Annotated in this window: 17 protein-coding genes; 11 read left to right on the top strand and 6 right to left on the bottom strand. The window is 49.3% G+C overall.

Annotation, left to right across the window (positions count from 1 at the left end):
* Positions 1-7: 7 nt before the first annotated feature.
* Both AC121Z_RS10720 and AC121Z_RS10715 read left to right on the top strand, forming a co-directional pair.
* Positions 8-1081, top strand: coding sequence for an efflux RND transporter periplasmic adaptor subunit (locus tag AC121Z_RS10720; protein WP_498124022.1), 1074 nt, complete (start codon positions 8-10; stop codon positions 1079-1081).
* Positions 1078-4188 (top strand): efflux RND transporter permease subunit, encoded by a 3111-nt coding sequence (locus tag AC121Z_RS10715; protein WP_498124021.1) that lies wholly within the window; start codon positions 1078-1080, stop codon positions 4186-4188. The genes AC121Z_RS10720 and AC121Z_RS10715 overlap by 4 nt, the downstream gene beginning before the upstream one ends.
* Before the next feature lie 47 nt (positions 4189-4235).
* Here AC121Z_RS10715 and pepE read toward each other — a convergent pair whose 3' ends face one another.
* Positions 4236-4943, bottom strand: a complete 708-nt coding sequence (gene pepE, locus AC121Z_RS10710; RefSeq protein ID WP_498124020.1) for a dipeptidase PepE — start codon at positions 4941-4943, stop codon at positions 4236-4238.
* A 198-nt stretch (positions 4944-5141) separates the two neighbouring features.
* On the opposite strand from pepE, the gene AC121Z_RS10705 reads away from it, so the two are divergent.
* Genes AC121Z_RS10705 through AC121Z_RS10685 form a run of 5 tightly spaced genes read left to right on the top strand, consistent with a single transcriptional unit; the run spans position 5142 to position 9544 of the window.
* The gene (locus AC121Z_RS10705) at positions 5142-5606 is read left to right on the top strand and encodes a low molecular weight protein-tyrosine-phosphatase (protein WP_498124019.1); all 465 of its coding nucleotides are present in this window, start codon (positions 5142-5144) and stop codon (positions 5604-5606) included.
* Positions 5607-5621: 15 nt separating this feature from the next.
* The gene (locus AC121Z_RS10700) at positions 5622-6620 is read left to right on the top strand and encodes a FecCD family ABC transporter permease (RefSeq protein ID WP_498124018.1); all 999 of its coding nucleotides are present in this window, start codon (positions 5622-5624) and stop codon (positions 6618-6620) included.
* Complete coding sequence (locus tag AC121Z_RS10695; protein ID WP_498124017.1) at positions 6610-7398, top strand: ABC transporter ATP-binding protein; 789 nt, start codon at positions 6610-6612, stop codon at positions 7396-7398. Before AC121Z_RS10700 ends, AC121Z_RS10695 begins: the two co-directional genes overlap by 11 nt.
* A 43-nt stretch (positions 7399-7441) precedes the next feature.
* Entirely contained in the window at positions 7442-8788 is a 1347-nt protein-coding gene (locus AC121Z_RS10690; protein WP_498124016.1) for a class II 3-deoxy-7-phosphoheptulonate synthase, read from the top strand.
* 30 nt (positions 8789-8818) lie between these two features.
* Positions 8819-9544, top strand: coding sequence for a transporter substrate-binding domain-containing protein (locus tag AC121Z_RS10685; protein WP_498124015.1), 726 nt, complete (start codon positions 8819-8821; stop codon positions 9542-9544).
* Positions 9545-9674: 130 nt separating this feature from the next.
* Here AC121Z_RS10685 and AC121Z_RS10680 read toward each other — a convergent pair whose 3' ends face one another.
* Complete coding sequence (locus AC121Z_RS10680; protein ID WP_498128218.1) at positions 9675-11465, bottom strand: ABCB family ABC transporter ATP-binding protein/permease; 1791 nt, start codon at positions 11463-11465, stop codon at positions 9675-9677.
* A 189-nt stretch (positions 11466-11654) separates the two neighbouring features.
* Here AC121Z_RS10680 and AC121Z_RS10675 point away from each other — a divergent pair, with 189 nt between their 5' ends.
* The 4 genes from AC121Z_RS10675 to AC121Z_RS10660 all read left to right on the top strand — a co-directional run bounded on the left by AC121Z_RS10675 (position 11655) and on the right by AC121Z_RS10660 (position 14038).
* Positions 11655-12350, top strand: a complete 696-nt coding sequence (locus AC121Z_RS10675; RefSeq protein WP_498124014.1) for a tellurite resistance TerB family protein — start codon at positions 11655-11657, stop codon at positions 12348-12350.
* A 76-nt stretch (positions 12351-12426) separates the two neighbouring features.
* Positions 12427-12789, top strand: a complete 363-nt coding sequence (locus tag AC121Z_RS10670; protein WP_498124013.1) for a hypothetical protein — start codon at positions 12427-12429, stop codon at positions 12787-12789.
* Complete coding sequence (locus AC121Z_RS10665; RefSeq protein WP_498124012.1) at positions 12789-13343, top strand: GNAT family N-acetyltransferase; 555 nt, start codon at positions 12789-12791, stop codon at positions 13341-13343. The genes AC121Z_RS10670 and AC121Z_RS10665 overlap by 1 nt, the downstream gene beginning before the upstream one ends.
* Positions 13344-13414: 71 nt before the next feature.
* Positions 13415-14038 carry a YceI family protein gene (locus tag AC121Z_RS10660; protein ID WP_498124011.1) on the top strand — a complete coding sequence of 208 codons (624 nt, stop codon included), beginning with the start codon at positions 13415-13417 and terminating at the stop codon, positions 14036-14038.
* Positions 14039-14054: 16 nt separating this feature from the next.
* Here the strand turns inward: AC121Z_RS10660 and AC121Z_RS10655 are convergent, their stop codons facing one another.
* From AC121Z_RS10655 to proB, 4 genes are read right to left on the bottom strand one after another with little or no spacing between them, the layout of a single operon-like run.
* Positions 14055-14687 carry a DNA-J related domain-containing protein gene (locus AC121Z_RS10655; protein WP_498124010.1) on the bottom strand — a complete coding sequence of 211 codons (633 nt, stop codon included), beginning with the start codon at positions 14685-14687 and terminating at the stop codon, positions 14055-14057.
* Between the two features lie 6 nt (positions 14688-14693).
* Positions 14694-15245 (bottom strand): isochorismatase family protein, encoded by a 552-nt coding sequence (locus tag AC121Z_RS10650; protein WP_498124009.1) that lies wholly within the window; start codon positions 15243-15245, stop codon positions 14694-14696.
* Positions 15246-15294: 49 nt separating this feature from the next.
* The gene (locus tag AC121Z_RS10645; RefSeq protein ID WP_498124008.1) at positions 15295-16542 is read right to left on the bottom strand and encodes a glutamate-5-semialdehyde dehydrogenase; all 1248 of its coding nucleotides are present in this window, start codon (positions 16540-16542) and stop codon (positions 15295-15297) included.
* Positions 16542-17642 carry a glutamate 5-kinase gene (gene proB, locus AC121Z_RS10640; protein WP_498124007.1) on the bottom strand — a complete coding sequence of 367 codons (1101 nt, stop codon included), beginning with the start codon at positions 17640-17642 and terminating at the stop codon, positions 16542-16544. Before proB ends, AC121Z_RS10645 begins: the two co-directional genes overlap by 1 nt.
* Position 17643: the final 1 nt, after the last annotated feature.

Below are 17643 nucleotides of genomic sequence, written 5' to 3'. Positions count from 1 at the left end.
GTTGCGCATGACAAGAACGGTTTTAATGCTACTCGGTATCTTTACCGGGCTGTTGGGTATGCCTGCGGTGGGGCAATGGGGCGGTAATAACCGGGCAACTTTGGTATTAGTTGAACCGATCGCCTTTGAGTATGCAGAAAGCAAAGTTGAAGCGGTTGGTACTGCGGAGGCTTTTCGCTCGGTGACTTTGTTTCCGGCTGTTGGAGATATAGTCACTGCGGTAGAGTTTAGTCCAGGCGATTATGTTGAAGCCGGGCAAGTGTTAGTGCGACTGGATGATCGTCGGCAACGCGCGGCGCTGGAACGAGCACAAATTGAACTCAGTGACGCGCGGCGCACTTATAAGCGCATTAAAAACAGTCTCAACGAAGGCGCAGCAACCCAAAATGAGCGTGATCTTGCGCAAACGGCACTCGCATTAGCGGAAGTGAGCGTGAAGGATGCCCAAGTAAACCTTGATGACCGAACAATCCTTGCGCCCTTTAGCGGTATTGTCGGCTTGTCTGATATTGAAGTTGGTGATCGGATCAGTGAACAAACAGTCATCACGACCATTGACCAACGCGATCAACTCTTCGTCAATTTCAGTGCGCCAGAGTCCGCCCTGCAGGTGCTCGCCAACAATCCGTCTGTGGAACTGCAACCCTGGAGTGACCGTGGCATACAACTCGCTGCCGATATAGCCCAGGTCGATTCGCGCATTAATAACACTGACCGCACTATTCGGGTACGCGCACTATTGAATAATGAGAATGACCGGTACCGCCCAGGTATGAGCTTTAGAGTCAGTTTAACCCTGCGCGGCGAGCGGTATGCTGCAATCCCTGAGGCCGCATTACTTTGGGGGGCTGCGGGTGCTTATGTGTGGAAAGCGGTAGACGGCAAAGCCGTCAAAGTCCCGGTTAATGTCAAGCAACGCTTGCGCGGCCGGATCTTGGTTGAAGGTGACCTCGAAGAAGGTCAAACCCTAGTCGCCGAAGGTGTGCAGCGTTTGCGTGAGGGGCAATCCGTGCGTGCACAGAACACTGAAATGGCGGGTAAAAATGAACCTGTCACCCGCGCGCAGGAGACCAAAGGATGAGCGAGCTCGATCCCGCCACACGCAACGATTTACCCTCGTTAGCGATCCGCCGTCCGGTACTGGTGGTCGTATTAAACCTGCTCGTTGTACTCGCTGGCTTCGCCGCCATTTTTGGTCTTGAGGTGCGAGAATTACCCGATGTTGACCGCCCGATCGTTACAGTAACAGCGAATTACCCTGGTGGCTCGCCGGAAACTATCGATGCTGAGGTCACAAGCCGACTCGAAGGCGCTGTCGCTCGGGTGAGTGGGGTTAAATCGATCCGTGCCCAAAGTGAAGAGGGAAATTCGCGTATTCGTGTTGAATTTCGCCCTGGGATAAACCTTGAAGATGCAGCTAATGAAACCCGGGAATCAGTGTCGCGGGTGCAGCGCGAACTACCTGATGATGTGGAGCAATTGTCGATTATCAAAGCGGATAATGACGCAGAATCCGTGGTGAGTTTGGCGGTTTCTAGTGAAACCTTAAACCTTGAAACCTTAACTGAGCGGGTGGAAACCGATCTCGCGCCATTGTTTCTCAGTATCCCTGGCGTCGCAGACGTGCGTCTCAATGGCGCGCGCGAACGAGTGCTGAGGGTGTCAGTTGATCCGCTGCGTCTTACGAGCTTTGGCCTATCTATGACACAGGTAGCGGATGCGTTGCGCTCAGCGCCATTCGATGTGCCAGCCGGCAGTTTGCGTTCCAGCGACCAACAATTGATTGTGCGTGCTGATGCAACGTCGGTAACTGCGGCTGATGTTGAAAATATTGTGATCCGCGGGTCCACGCGCGTGGGTGATGTAGCCAGTGTTTATTTTGGTCCGGCCGATCCGCGCAGCTTTGTGCGTCTTAATGGCACCCCTGTGATCGGAGTCGGCGTTATCCGACAGGCAAAATCCAACACCATTGAAATCTCTGATGAAGTACTGGCAATGGTCGAACAGCTCGATAAACGGTTTCCAGACATGGACCTTGTCGTGACCTCGGATGATGCCGAGTTTATTCGTGATTCGGTGCAAGAAGTCATGATTTCGTTGTCGTTTACTGTGGTGTTGGTGATCTTAACTTTGTGGCTGTTTATTGGGAATTTCCGTCCGACATTGATCCCTGCTTTTTCGATACCCGTGTCGCTCGCCGGCGCGCTTGCCATTGTTTGGATGCTGGGATTCTCCATTAATATTCTCACCTTATTAGCTTTAGTTCTGGCGACGGGACTCATTGTGGATGATGCCATCGTTGTATCCGAGAACATTCAGCGTCGCCGCGCGATGGGTATGGGGGCACGTGCGGCTGCCGTGATTGGCACGCGCGAAGTGTTTTTTGCTGTGGTCGCGACTACGGCAGTATTGGCTGCCGTATTCATACCCATTGCATTTTTACCATCCACCGCGGGACGGTTGTTTCGGGAATTCGGTGGCGTATTGGCCGGTGCGGTTATCATTTCATCGTTTGTTGCGCTGTCTCTAGTCCCCGCGTTAACTGCCCGGCTGCCAGTCAAAGGTGCAGCCAAGGGCGCACTTGGGCGTAGCATTGCGGCCTTTGGAAATGTTTGTTTGCGTGCGTATCAACGCTCGCTTGCATGGTCATTACGTTATGCCTGGCTCGTAATTATTTTTAGTTGTGTCGCAGCTGGCGGCGCGTATTTCACCTATCAGCAGTTAGAAAACGAACTATTACCGCCAGAAGATCGCGGCACTGTCCGAATATTCGCCCGCGGTCCAGATGGGGTAGGGATCAACTTTATGGACCGCCAAGCTTACGCCATGGAGGACAAACTTCTTCCTTTTGTTGAGCAAGGTGCAATAGACAGCATTTATACCGTCGTTGGCCAATGGGATCCTAATATCGTGTTTATCACGGTTCCGCTCGCGCATTGGGATGAACGCAATCAATCACAACAAGAGATAATAGAATTGTTGCGCCCTGAATTAGGCGATATACCGGGCGCACCAGGCCGCGCGTTCGGCGCTAACAGTTTGAACTTGCGTGGTCAGGGCGGTGGCTTAGAATTGGCGTTAACCGGTTCAAACTACACCGAGATTTACCAAGCGGCACTCGATTTTACGGCAAAAATTGAGGCGCAATTACCGGATCTTGGCAGCCCGCGTATTTCATATCAACCTACGCAGCCCCAATTACGTGTGAATATTGATCGGCGTCGCGCGGAGGAACTTGGCGTGCCCTTTGCTGATATTAACCGCACCTTACGTGCGGCTATCAACGGTGATGATATCGCTGATCTGAATGTGGGGGATCAGGCTATTCCTATCATCCTGCAATCCAGTAACCGCGCGACTAGTGCGCCATCAGATTTAACCAATCTGTATGTCGCTTCAAGCTCGGGTAACTTGGTGCCACTCTCCAGTGTTGCGTATATCAGTGAAGAGGGGGTCGCGGCCGAACTTGAACGCCATGCCCAGCGCCGCGCCATTGAAATTGATGTTGAGCTCCCTGAGAGTGTGCCGTTGCAAAGCGCAGTGGAATCTCTGCGGGAGTTGGCGCAAAGCAGCTTACCTGATGGTATCGGCTTGGTCTTCTTGGGCGAAGCGCAAACCTTTGAAGAAACCTCACAGCAAGTCGCATTAACCTACATTTTGGCCTTTGTGATTGTATTTTTGGTATTAGCTGCCCAATTTGAAAGTGTAAATAGTGCCGTCGTGGTCATGTTAACGGTGCCTTTTGGGATCGCTGCGGCAATTTTTGCACTCTATATTACCGGCACATCGGTGAATGTTTATTCGCAAATCGGTTTGGTAATGCTAATTGGACTACTTGCCAAGAACTCCATTCTTTTGGTCGAATTTGCGGACCAACTGCGCGATCAGGGGCATTCGGTTCAGTCGGCCATCATGCAAGCTGGAGAAGTCCGGTTACGGCCAATCATGATGACCTTAATGTCAACATTATTGGGTGGATTACCGCTGATCCTATCCACGGGGGCTGGCGCAGAGTCGCGCAATGCGATTGGTTGGGTGGTGTTTGGAGGCTTAGGTATCGCTGTGGTATTTACACTTTACTTGACCCCTGTGCTGTATAACTTGCTGGCGCGCTTTACTCAACCACGGGCAAATGAAGCGCATCGGTTAGCGCGTGAACTCTCGGACGCCAAGCAGCAACTGAATTAGGCGAGAGCGGATGGTCTCGCCAAACATCTGCTGGCGTAATGCAGCAGCTACAGGTACTGACTCAAATCCGCGCCAGCTGAAAGTGGTGTCTTGGTGCTGCCAGTGAACACAAACCCACCTAACTCACCGAGTAAGGTCATGCGCTGGCCTGTGCGCTGCAACGCAGTACCCTCGCGGATCGCCAATACCGGCGTTGCCGGGTTTAGCTGGGTAAATTCAAATAACCGTTCATCCCGAGTTTCACCATTGTGATTGGGCGGCTGGTAGTCGGTGTAGTGCGGATTAATTTGCGCATTGACCACCCCCAAGGCAGTAAAACTTGGCGGCTCAATAATCGGCATATCATTGGTAGTGCGAATAGTTAAACCACAAATATTCGAGCCTGCGCTCCAACCGATATAGGGCATACCGGCGGCGATGCGTTCGCGTAACGGTGTCAGCAAATTAAGCGCATAAAGCTGATGCAATAAATGAAAGGTATTACCACCACCAACCAATACCGCGTCTGCTTGCTGCAGCGTGGCAATCGGATCAGAACTCTGATGGAGGCCTGTAATGTTTAGTTCAGGCAAGGCTTGTGCGACTTTGGCGGTATATGTGCTGTAATCGATACTGACCCCAGCAAAGGGGATAAAACAAACGTTGTTGACGGTGTGTTGACTGTTGTCTAGGTGGGCTGATATCAGCGGTTGTGCGTGGGCCAAATAGTCCTCGCTGCCAGCGCGTGAACTGCTCAACATCAAAACGTGGTGCATAGTACTTCCCGGTCATTAAGTTAGGCGGCAGTATACGCCAATTCATTGGTAAGCTTAAACCGTGAGAGCACGGCCAAGTGATACCCTAAGTAATTCGGCGCGGGCTTGGATTTCCTATTGCGCAAATGAGGCATCTCATTACAATAACCCTCTTGAGTTCAAACCACTGATTGCATGAAGCATCAAAAGGAATCGCGAATGTCATCTTCTGAGTCATCAGTACTCTTTGTCTGTTTAGGCAATATTTGTCGTTCTCCGACTGCAGAGGCGGTATTCAGACACAAGTGCAAGCAAGCGGATGTTAGGGTCAAAATAGACTCTGCCGGTACTCACGGCTATCACATTGGAAAAGCGCCGGATCAGCGCTCGCAGCAAGCGGGTAAAGCGCGTGGTTATGATTTCAAAGGACTAGCCTGTCGGCGCGTTGATGACAATGATTTTATTGATTTTGAACATATTTTCGCCATGGACCAGGAGAATTTAAACAATCTGCTTGAACGCTGTCCTGACGAACATAAACACAAAGTGAAATTGTTTTTAAGCTTAATTGATGCTGAGTTTGATGAGGTTCCCGATCCTTACTATGGTGGTCAACGTGGCTTTGAGCTAGTGTTGGATCTCATTGAAGAGGCGTCTGACGCCTTGATCCAGCAGTTACGCTAATTGATCGGTGCTGCTGTGTCTGCTATTGCCAACGTCGCGGATCCACAGCGCGCGCGTAAGCGTTGGGTACTTATTATTTTGGCCGGGATCACGCTGGCATTAATCACCGCCATCATCGAGTTGCAATTTCGGCAGGTCGAAGAGGGGCCTGCACAGTTATATCTTTTACTGCACTTCACATTGCCCATGATAGCAACTGCGGTGTTGGTCGGCGCTGCATTGTCAGCCAGTGCCGCAACCTTGCAGGTACTGTTAGCCAATCCACTGGCCGATCCAGGTATCATTGGTATATCCAGCGGTGCCAGTTTGGTTGCGGCGATTGTCCTACTTACCGGATTCTTTGACGCCAACGCTTACGTCCATTATCTGCTACCGCTGAGTTGTTTTGTTGGTGCTATGTTGTCAACTGCATTGATCTATCAAATGGCTAAACGCCTGCGTGGTGCGCCAGTGGCGGTTATCTTGGCCGGGATTGCCATTTCCACGGTGAGTGGGGCTGTAGTCGCTTGGTTGTACTACTTTGCTGACGCACAAGCGATGCGCAATTTAACCTTTTGGTTGATGGGCAGTCTGTACCAAGCTGATGTCGTGATAGTTGCTATAGCGAGTCCAGTCGTATTGCTCGCACTGGGTTTCATCCTGCTGCAGAGTCGCCAGCTAAACCGTTTATTTTTAGGCCAAGAAGCAGCACTTGCGGCGGGTGTAGATGTGCGTCGTGTGAATCGGCAACTACTCTTGGCATGTGCTGTCGCAGTCGGTGTTGCGGTATCACTGGCCGGCTCGATTGCGTTTATTGGTTTATTGATCCCGCATAGTATCCGTTTATTGCTGGGCCACGATAATGCCTATGTTATTCCTGCATCGGCGCTTTTAGGCAGTGCACTACTGCTCGCCATTGGCTATGTGACCGAGTTGTGGGCAGTAACCACCTTGCCGGTCTCCATGCTAACGGCAACCATTGGTGGGCCGCTATTTGTTTACGCCTTACTCAAAGGACAGTTGCGTGCACAGTAATGCGTCAAGCAAAACACTCCCGCTGCTGCAAATCGACGATTTGCGCGTGGGCCAACGTTTGTCAGTGCCTCACCTGAGCATCGGATCTGGCTGCTTATATACCATTTTGGGAAGCAATGGCGCTGGTAAAACAACCTTGCTCGCTACGCTCGCCGGAATGCCTGTGGAGTTTCACGGCTGCGTGAAGTTTATTGGCAGTCCAATTCAACATTGGGGCGTCTCTGAACTTGCTAGCCGGCGCAGTTATTTGGCCCAAGAAGTCACTTCACAATTTGCTCTTAGCGTTGCCGAGCTCTTACGCTTCTACGCAAGCAGCGTTGCGGTACCTGAGTCTGTTGAGGCGGCGTTACAGATAAATGACTATTTGAATACGCCATTATCTCAGCTGTCTGGCGGAGAATTACAACGCGTGCATATTGCACGCATTTTGCTACAACAATGGTCATTATTGATGCATGGTGATGGCGTATTGTTACTTGATGAACCGCTACAAGGCCTTGATATTGTGTTTCAATTGAGGGTCATGGAGTTATTCGCCGAGTTAAAGAATAATGGCAATTGCATCATAATGACCTGCCATGATATTAATTTGGCCCATCGTTGCGCTACCCACGCGATGTTGCTTAAAAAAGGTGAAATCGTAGCTGAAGGCCGCGTTGAAGAGGTAATAACCACGGCAAATTTAGCGACGTGCTTTGCGTGTCATTTTTATCTTAATTATTCTGAAAATGCATACGAATTCTTTACTTCTGCGCTAAATACTCACGACAGGCTGTGATATTCTGCAGCGCAGAGAACAATCAATCAGGATGTGAGCGCACATGAACAACTGGCGACCGGACAGCTGGCGAGAAAAACCCATACTGCAGCAGCCTACTTATAATGACCAAGCTAAATTAAGCGAAGTTGAACAAAAATTGGCTACCTATCCACCTTTAGTGTTTGCTGAAGAAACGCGACAGCTGCGTAAGCAACTCAGCGATGTCTGTTTAGGTAATGGTTTCTTGTTGCAAGGTGGCGACTGCGCGGAGTCTTTTGACGAGTTTAATGCGCCTAAGATACGCGACACCTTTAAAGTCTTGTTGCAAATGGCGATTGTATTAACCTTTGCAGGGCGCTGCCCGGTGACAAAAGTCGCGCGTATGGCTGGTCAGTACGCCAAGCCGCGTTCCGCCGATACCGAAACCATAAACGGGGTTACGCTACCGAGCTATCGTGGTGACATCATCAACAGTTTTGAGTTTACTGCTGAGGCTCGTGAACCGGATCCTACACGGCTGCTGGATGCGTATCATCGCAGCGCGTCAACGCTAAACCTATTAAGAGCGTTTGCCCAAGGAGGCTTAGCCGATTTACATCAGGTTAACCGTTGGAATATGGCGTTTGTGGAAAATAACCCACTGAAAGAACGCTACCATGATATGGCCACACGGATCCAAGACACCTTGGATTTTATGAACGTGATTGGTATCAACTCGTCTAACACTGGCACCTTACATGAAACCTCATTATTTACGTCTCACGAGGCTTTGTTACTGAATTATGAGCAAGCGTTAACGCGCATCGATACGTTAACAGGTAAACCTTATGATTGTAGTGCGCACATGGTATGGATTGGTGAACGTACGCGTCAGTTAGATCATGCGCATATTGAATTTTTTAAGGGGATCCATAACCCTATTGGAGTAAAAATTGGGCCGAGTATGCAGGGGGATGAGCTGATCGCGTTGATTGACGCGTTAAATCCGCTGAATGACCCTGGCCGGTTGACGTTGATCACGCGCATGGGGGCCGATACCCTTGCAGATAAGCTACCACCGTTGTTACGTCGTGTTAAGCAAGAGGGGCGTCATGTAGTATGGAGTTCAGATCCCATGCACGGCAATACATTTAAGGCTAGTAGTGGGTATAAGACGCGTGATTTCGACTCAATTTTGCGTGAAATCCAGCAGTTTTTTGCGGCGCATGCGCTTGAGGGGACTCACGCTGGCGGGATCCATTTGGAAATGACCGGCCAACATGTAACTGAGTGCACCGGCGGTGCCTATAAGATCAGTGACGATGATCTGGCCCAAGCCTATCAAACACAATGTGATCCGCGCTTAAACGCGGATCAGGTCTTGGAAATGGCGTTCTTAGTTGCTGATCGCCTGCGTACTCACCGCTAAACTATTGCGTCAATCTGATCGGCTATCGGATTGACGCCATCGATACTGGCCGCTATGGTTAAGTCAAGTTACCCTGACTTGATGCATAGTATGCGAGTTTATTGGCTAGCGGTGGTTTACGTTATTGCTTTCTGCGGGCTGACTGCGCCATCAATTACCTGCGCGCAAAATAAAAGCCTTACGGTGGCTGGTGCTCACTGGCCAGGGTTTGTTGAACCCGATGGCAGCGGCACCTATCTTGAACCACTGCGTGCAGCCTTTCAAGATACCCATAGTATCCGTTGGGATATCGGTGAATTTGAACGGGCACGGCGTTTGTTTCTTGCCCAACGTGCGGATATTTTAGTGGGGGTATACCGCACAACGTACCCCGATAAACTATACCCAAAGTTACCCATTGATATTGAAAATGAGCTGCGCGCTTTCTATTTACCGGAACGGCTCAATTTGCAAACAGTCGCTGATATTGATGGCAAATTGGTGGCTTGGCGCAATGGCTACCAATTTGAGGGTCTGCTAAATAACTATACCTCGCATTTGCGCTACGATGACGTCACGCGCGCTTTTGCCCTCCTGGAGTCCGGTAAAATAGAGGTGATTTTGGATTATGCCCACAATGTGCCTGAGGCGCTGCGAGACCGTGTTGAGTCAATTATTATCTTGCCCAAAGAAACCCTGTGGTTAGTCTTTCAAAATACTCCGCGTGGACAGCAATTGTTAGCGCAATATGAAGCCGCATTAGCGCAAATGAACTAAGGTATTCCTCTTCTTAACCCGAACACTCGCCATGACGTCTAACCGCAACGGTGTACAACCTTAACTAGGCGACGGAGTGCTGATTGGTTAAATTGTTAGACGTTATTTAAACATCTGACGCTTCTATCAATCACTCATCATCTTGCTTTTGTTGCGCTTGCCAGAGCGCGGCGTAGCGACCATTTTGGGCAATTAACTGCGCATGCGAGCCTTGTTCAATCAAGCGGCCCTTGTCTAATACTAGTATGTTATCAGCATCCACAATGGTCGAAAGTCGATGGGCGATCATGATGCTGGTATGGCCGCGCGCGATGTCGCGTAAGGCCCTTAAAATTGACCTCTCAGACTCAGAATCCAGTGATGATGTGGCCTCATCAAAGATTAAAATAGGTGGGCGTTTTAAGATGGTTCGTGCGATGGCAACGCGTTGTTTCTCGCCGCCGGAGAGCTTTAAGCCGCGTTCTCCCACGGGAGTATTGCCTGCTTTAGGTAAGCTCGCGATAAAAGCGTCTAAGTGTGCTAAGCGAATGGCTTCGTTGACGTCTTCGTCGGTTGCACTAGGTCGGCCATAGCGAATGTTTTCTAACAATGTATCGTTAAATAGTACGGTATCTTGCGGGACCATACCCATTTGCTCGCGCAGGGACGCTTGGGTAACAGACTGGATAGGAATGTCATCAATAGTAATCGAGCCACCCGTGGGGTCGTAAAAGCGAAACAGCAATTTAAAGATGGTCGACTTGCCAGAACCACTTTCGCCGACAATCGCAACTTTTTGACCAGGCTCAACACAAAAGCTGACATCATGCAAAATTTGGCGTTCTGCTGAATATCCAAATGAGACGTGCTCAAACTGGATCCGCCCGTTAGCCCCAGGCAATGGGGTCGCGGTAGGCGAGTCAGTAACCTTGGGGTGTTGCGCGAGTAAATCAAATAGGTTGTCAATATTGGCTAATGAGCCGCGGATTTCGCGGTACACAAAACCTAAAAAGTTCAGTGGCATAAAAATCTGCATGGTAAAGGCGTTGATCAGTACAAAATCACCAATTGTCATTTCACCATTGGCTACGCGCACAGCAGCCAGTGCCATCATAGCGGTCATCGCGGCGGCAATAATGAGGGCTTGCCCACCATTCAGAGCAAATAACGATAAACGGTTTCGGCGTCGGGCGGTTTCCCAATTGGCTAAGTCATGGTCGTAGCGTTTAGCCTCATAATCTTCGTTGCCAAAATACTTGACCGTTTCAAAATTAATTAGGCTATCGATTGCCCGTGTTGAGGTGGTGTTGTCAGCCTGATTCATGGCGCGTACATAACGGGTACGCCAATCGGTGGCTTTGACTGAGAAAGCGACGTAAGTCACCACGGAGATCAGAATGATCCCAGCAAATGCAGCCCCATAATTGAACAGTAAAATACCTACCACCAAGCCGATCTCGAGCAGGGTAGGGCCAATGTTGAACACCATAAAGCGCATTAAAAAGCTGATGCCGCTGGTGCCGCGCTCAATGTCACGAGAAAGACCACCGGTCTGCCGACTCAGATGAAAATCCAAATCCAGTGCGTGCAAATGTTTAAACACCGTTAAGCCAAGCCGCCGCATCGCCCGCTCGGTCACACGGCCAAACAGGGTGTCGCGAATTTCGCCAAGTAGCACATTAGCCAGACGCAACACGCCGTAGGCGACAATCAACGCGATGGGAACCACGAGTAATTGAGCTTGAGTGTTACTGACATTCAGTGCATCGACAGTATGTTTGAGCACAAAGGGCAGGCCAACACTGGCAATTTTGGCGGCGACCAAACAGGCAATGGCCAGCCATACCCGTTGTTTAAATTCTAACAGGTAGGGCCATAGTTTCTTGAATATCTGCCAGTTAATGGGTTTATCGTGATCAGTAATATTGCGTGAGCGGCGCATAGTGAGTTGCGAATAGTCAGAATCAGCATAGTGTGCCATAGAGAGCTGGTGCTCGTCATTCGTGCAATTGACTAAGACATGAAAAATATGGTCCAAAAGTTCATTAAATACGAATAAACAATCAATAAACATCAGGTATTAATTGCGGCTGAGCATGCGTATGCTGAGCATAAGCAACAGGAGAACAGCATGCGTGATCTACAAAAATTAGTCGGCGGTCTATCCAAGTCAGGAGCTATCAGTGGATTTTTGGGCGGAGTTGCCGGTGGTGGCCTAACCAGTATGGTCGCTAGCAAGAAAGGCCGAAAAGTCGGTAAAACCGCGTTAAAAGTCGGTGCACTTGCCGCCGTAGGTGGTCTTGCCTGGAAAGCCTATCAGCAATACTCCGCTAACCAAAAGCAGCCCACGGGACACCCCAGCAGCAACACGCACAGCTATGCCGACCCACAGCAACCATTACCACAAGCGAATACGTTTAATTATGCACCAGCGCGTCTCCATGAGGAGCAGTTTAGCGAGGTTGTTGATGAGCAGAATGAATCGGGTCAATTACTGTTAATGCGGGCCATGATTGCAGCTGCCTATGCCGACGGGCATATCGACGATGCTGAGAGAAACCACATTTTCGAGCAAGTAGAAACGCTCGATCTTAGCGTTGAAGAAAAGGCCACGTTGTTTGATGAACTGCGTCGACCCATGACACTGCAAGCATTAGTTGCAGCAGTGCCCGATGCGCAAACCGGCATTGAAGTGTATGCGGCAAGTGCTAGCGCTATTGATTTAACACAACCTGCGTCAGGTGAATATCTTGATGCTCTCGCTCGGCAGTTATGTATTCCTAACGCGCTGGTGAGCAATATTCACCAACAATTACAGCAGACTTAAGATTATCAATGTGAGTGACTTGCGCGTACCTGTTGTGCTAAAAATCTACAACCTGGCTTGATGTGAGAATAGTCTATTGGCGAGTCGCTATACCTTAAAAGAATCATTGGTGGTCGTTACCTTAACAGAAACGGTATATGCCCAAGATATTATGACGGTGCATAAGGACCCTGAGTTTTTGCGCTTATGCCGCGAGTATTTGCGCGTGGTGTATGACTACTCGCAGGCGCAATCGATTGCTATTAGTCAAGATAACGCGACTGATTTTGCTAAGTTAGCGATTATAGAAAGTCAAATTACACCGCAACTGCGCATCGGCGTTATCCCAAAAGATAGTACCCATCGCAAGGGCGCCCAATTTTATTGCGATACTGCCAATGCCGCAGGTGCTAACGTGATTATTGTCGATTCCGTTTATCAATTTCTAGAGCAATGTTAATGCGTATACCAGCCAGTGATCGTTTGGCTTTTCGTCTCCTTGATCCAACGTCTGGCGACGATATTGATTGCCTATATGCCCTTGATCAGGATCCGCACGTGATGCGTTTTATAAACGGTGGACATGTAACCACGCGAGAGCAATTGCACGACGTTATGTTACCGCGTTTAGCATCCTACACTGAGCCGCAAAAAGGCTGGGGTATGTGGGGCGTTTTTGAGCGCCGTTCGAAGGCCTTTATTGGTTGGATTTTAGTGCGCCCAATGCATTTTTTTAGCGCCGAACCCCAATGGCAGAATTTGGAATTAGGTTGGCGCTTTATGCAGCCCTATTGGGGCCAAGGCTACGCGACTGAAGCGGCCGCACAGGTCATGGCGCAGTTACAAAGAAACACCGACGTGCAGGTGTTTTCAGCCATAGCGGTGAAGGAGAATACGGGGTCGATTGCAATAATGAAAAAGCTTGGCATGCATTACGTTGCTTCAGGCATGCACAAAGATCCACTGGGTGATATGCAGGTAGAGACCTATCAATTGAGCGTTGTGAAGCGATAATTGCCTCAACGGGTAATCTGAACAAGCGCTATCCGCGTAGCAATGGTTTAGCTGCTTATCTGGAGAAAACCATGACCAAGAAAATACTGCTCATTACAGTGCTGACTTTAACCGGCTGCATTAGCTGGGTGTTTGCTAAAAGTCCGTTTTCAGAATTACCGGCAGGTCAATACAAACTTGACTTAACGCATGCCAGTATAGTCTGGAAAGTTTCACACTTTGGCTTGTCTGACTACACTGCGCGCTTTACCCGTTTTGATGCAGCGATTGATTTTGACCCGACTGATATTGCTGCCAGCAAAGTCAATGTAACCATTGATCCAACATCCATTCAAACAGCCTATCCCAATCCTGAACAAGAAGACTTTGATAAGACGCTGGCGCAGGATAGTGGTTGGTTCAATGCTGGGCAGTTTCCGCAAATCTCGTTTACGTCAACCAGTATAACTATGCGTAACGATAATCAGGCGACAATGACCGGTGATTTAACGTTTCTCGGTCAGACCAAACCCGTCAGCATGGATGTAACACTCAACGGCGCCATGTTAAAACAGCCGTTTAGCGGTTTACCCACTATGGGCTTTTCTGCAACGACTACCATCAAGCGCAGTCTTTGGGGGATGGATAAGTTTGTACCCAATATTGGTGATGATGTAACGGTTATGATTGAAGGCGAATTTGCGCTGCAAGAATAATGCATTGAAAAGCGCTCTACACGTTGGCTTGTAGGGCGTAGCGGCGCAACGTGTGATAGGCCGCGACAATGCGCTGCGCGTGTGCTGCATCACCTCCTTTGTCGGGGTGGTATTGGTGCAGCAGGCGCTTATAGCATTGCTTCACTGTGGCTAAGCTAGTTGCTGCATCTTCGTCTAATCCCAATATTGCTAAACTCTCTGAGAGGATGTCAGGCTCTATGGTGGAATTGCTTGAGCCTCCAAACTGCTGCCAAAATTGCTCCAACAGCTCATCGACATCTGCGCCACTGGTATTCGCAAACTGGCTCCAGTCCAGATAGTAATCTTGCAATGGATCGCTGTTAGTCAGCGCAGCTTCGGTATGCTGATGAGGCCGAAGCTCAATCGCAGTAGTATGGATATGCAATTCGCCGATTTGCTGAGTTCGCCACTCTTGGCGCAATCGATACAAGCAATGGAACAGAATAAAATGGCTTTGAAACAAGGCTAACGAGCCATGAAGCGCATCTGGCTTAAACAACGCGTAGGGCGATGCCATAAGCTTTTGTAATAAATCGAACTCACTCATTCCGTTGCGCAATTCTAGCCGCATACTGTCCAGCGCATCGATGATAGCTTCTATGTATTTATTTTCGTTTGCGCTTGGCATCGTCAATTACTGGGTTTGCCGTAATTGCGCGATGATCGTGCGGAATTGCTCATGCTCACGGCTACCCAACCATTCAAATAACAGCATCTCGGTGCTGACTAACTGGCAACCGGCTTCCTGTAGGCGCCTCGCGGCTAGATTTTTGTCCTCGTTATAACGTGAGCCACAGGCATCCCACGCAAGCACGACATCATAACCTAACCGTTTCGCATCTAGCGCGGTTTGTAGCACGCAGACATGCGCTTCGGTACCAAGGATAATTAATTGCTGGCGTTGTTGGTGATCAAGGTGCTGCACAATAGCGGGTGTTTTAAGCGCTGAAAAAGTCTGTTTGCTTAGCACTGGTGCATCCGCACAAAGGTGCAGCAAATCGGGCAGGGTAGGTCCGAGCCCTTGGGGATATTGTTCAACAACCGTGATAGGAATATGGAACGCATGCGCGCTAAACAATAATTGTTTGGCGCGCAGCAGTACGTGCGTGTTGGCGTCAATATGCGGTAGCAGTTTGGCTTGCATATCGACCAGCAACAACTGGGCATGTTCGACGTTAAATGACATTACGGCCCGCTATCATCAGGGTGTTGCGCCATGATAGCGAACTAATCGTTTAAGCGCGAATTTGACCGTCACCGTTAACTAAGTATTTCTCTGTTGTCAGTGATTCTAAACCCATGGGGCCATATGCGTGCAACTTGGTGGTGGCGATACCAATTTCGGCGCCCAAACCAAGCTGACTGCCGTCAGAAAAGCGTGATGAAGCATTTACCATGACTACCGAAGCATCCACAGTGCGCTGGAAGCGCTTAGCTGTGACTTCGTTTTCGGTGCAGATCACTTCGGTATGATTACTCCCAAACCGCGCGATGTGGTCCAATGCCATATCAGTATTGTCCACAATGCGAATAGCAATCTCTAAATCTAAATATTCTTCACCAAATTCACCTTCCGTGATCACGTTAGTTGCCGGAATGTAACTGGCCGTTTGCTGACAGCCATTGACGCGCACGCCGTGATCAGCGAAGAGTGCTGCGACCTTGGGCATGATCTTGTCGGCAATAGCTTTGTGCACCAACAAACCCTCAAGCGCGTTACATACCCCAGTACGCTGAGTTTTGCCGTTTTCAAGTAGATTCAGTGCTTTTTCAATGTCGGCGTCTTTATCAATATACAGGTGACATACACCCTTAAAGTGCTGGATCACGGGTACTTTACTGTTATCAGTCACGAAATTAATCAAGCCTTCTCCGCCACGCGGGATGATTACGTCGATCAAATCGCGCTGCTCCATCAATTCCATCATGTGCGCCCGATCGGGGTCGGGGACTACAGAAACTAACGCCTCTGGTAGGTCATGCTGATTCAGTACTGATTGTAAGATTTCAGCGATCGCCAAACTGCTGTTAAGCGCTTCTTTTCCGCCGCGCAAAATAACGGCATTGCCTGATTTAAAGCATAATGCGCCTGCATCCGCCGTAACGTTGGGGCGAGCTTCATAAATCATGCACACCACACCTAACGGCACCCGCATTTTACTGATTTGGATACCGTTTGGACGTTCGCCTAAGTCGCGTACTTCACCCACGGGATCATCCAGACTCACAATCGTCTCAATACCCACCGCCATATCTTCAATACGTTGGGGATCCAAGGTTAGGCGATCAATCATGGCCAGTGCCAGATTGTTTTTGCGCGCTTCAGTTAAGTCTTTCTCGTTGGCCGTTAAAATAGCCACTTGGTTTTCGCGTAGCGCTGCAGCCATGTCGTTCAGCACTTGATTTTTCTTTTCTTCTGATAACACAGCTAATTGACGTGCCGCGGTTGCAGCGGCCGTTGCGATAGTATTAATTAAACTCATTACTTCTCCAAAATTGCGATATTTTTTTCTGACAGGATCGGGCCGGTGTTCTTCTGGAACTCATCGGCATATTCGGGATTATCCTGTTCAGCGATAAAATTCAGTAAACAACTGCTGTAGTTCGAGCGCGCTTTGGCTATTTTGGTGCCGTCTTCTTTGCGCACAAGTACCGTATCACCCACATTAAATTGGCCTTTAACCTCTTTCAGGGTCGCTCCCGTTAAATGCTCACTCGTCTCCTCAGGTGGAGCATCAAAGGACTCATCAACAACCAGTTCACCTTGTGCATTGGAAGTATGAGTCATCCAATGCTGGTGGTCACTCAAGGGTTTGGCCAGCGGTTGAAAATGCGTTCCCGGATTTTTTCCAGCCAACAGCTGATTAAATGACAATTCAGTAAAGCCATTGACGATGAATGTATCAATGCCGTGTGATGTGGCTTTTTCAGCTGCTTGGATCTTGGTTTTCATGCCCCCCGTGCCAACGGCACTCACCGCATCACCAGCCATTTCATAGGTACTTTCGTCAATCTTACTGATCCACGATAAGAGCTTAGCATCATCGTATTTGTGTGGATTTTTGTCGTATAAGCCGTCCACATCCGAGCAGATGATCAGGGCGTCAGCATCAAATGCCGCCGCGACCATCGCCGACAGATTATCGTTATCACCGACTTTTAATTTGTCGGTAGTAACCGTGTCGTTCTCGTTAACGATGGGCAGGATCCCATTTTCTACTAAGCGATCGATAGTGTTGCGAATGCTGACGTAGCGTTCGCGGTCACGCAGATCAGCGTGAGTAAGCAAAATTTGCGCAGTGGCAAAATCAAATAGTTTATCCCAGGTCGCCATCATTTCGGTTTGGCCCGCAGCGGCCATGGCCTTCTTGGTCGAAATCGACTTCTCCTGATCATCAAATAAATGACGACCAGCAGCTACCGAGCCTGACGATACCAACACCACATCAATACCGCGCTCACGACAGCGTAGAATAAAATGTGCGATGCTGAGCAAGTAGTGGCTACTACAGCCATTTTGTTTCGGTGCAATAAGTGCACTCCCGCATTTAATAACAATGCGTTTCCAATTAGTGTTATCCACA

The sequence above is a fragment of the Alteromonas sp. DYW1 genome (assembly GCF_059752595.1).
The sequence above is the reverse complement of the archived record's forward strand: the minus strand, read 5'-3'. Positions and strand labels throughout refer to the sequence as shown.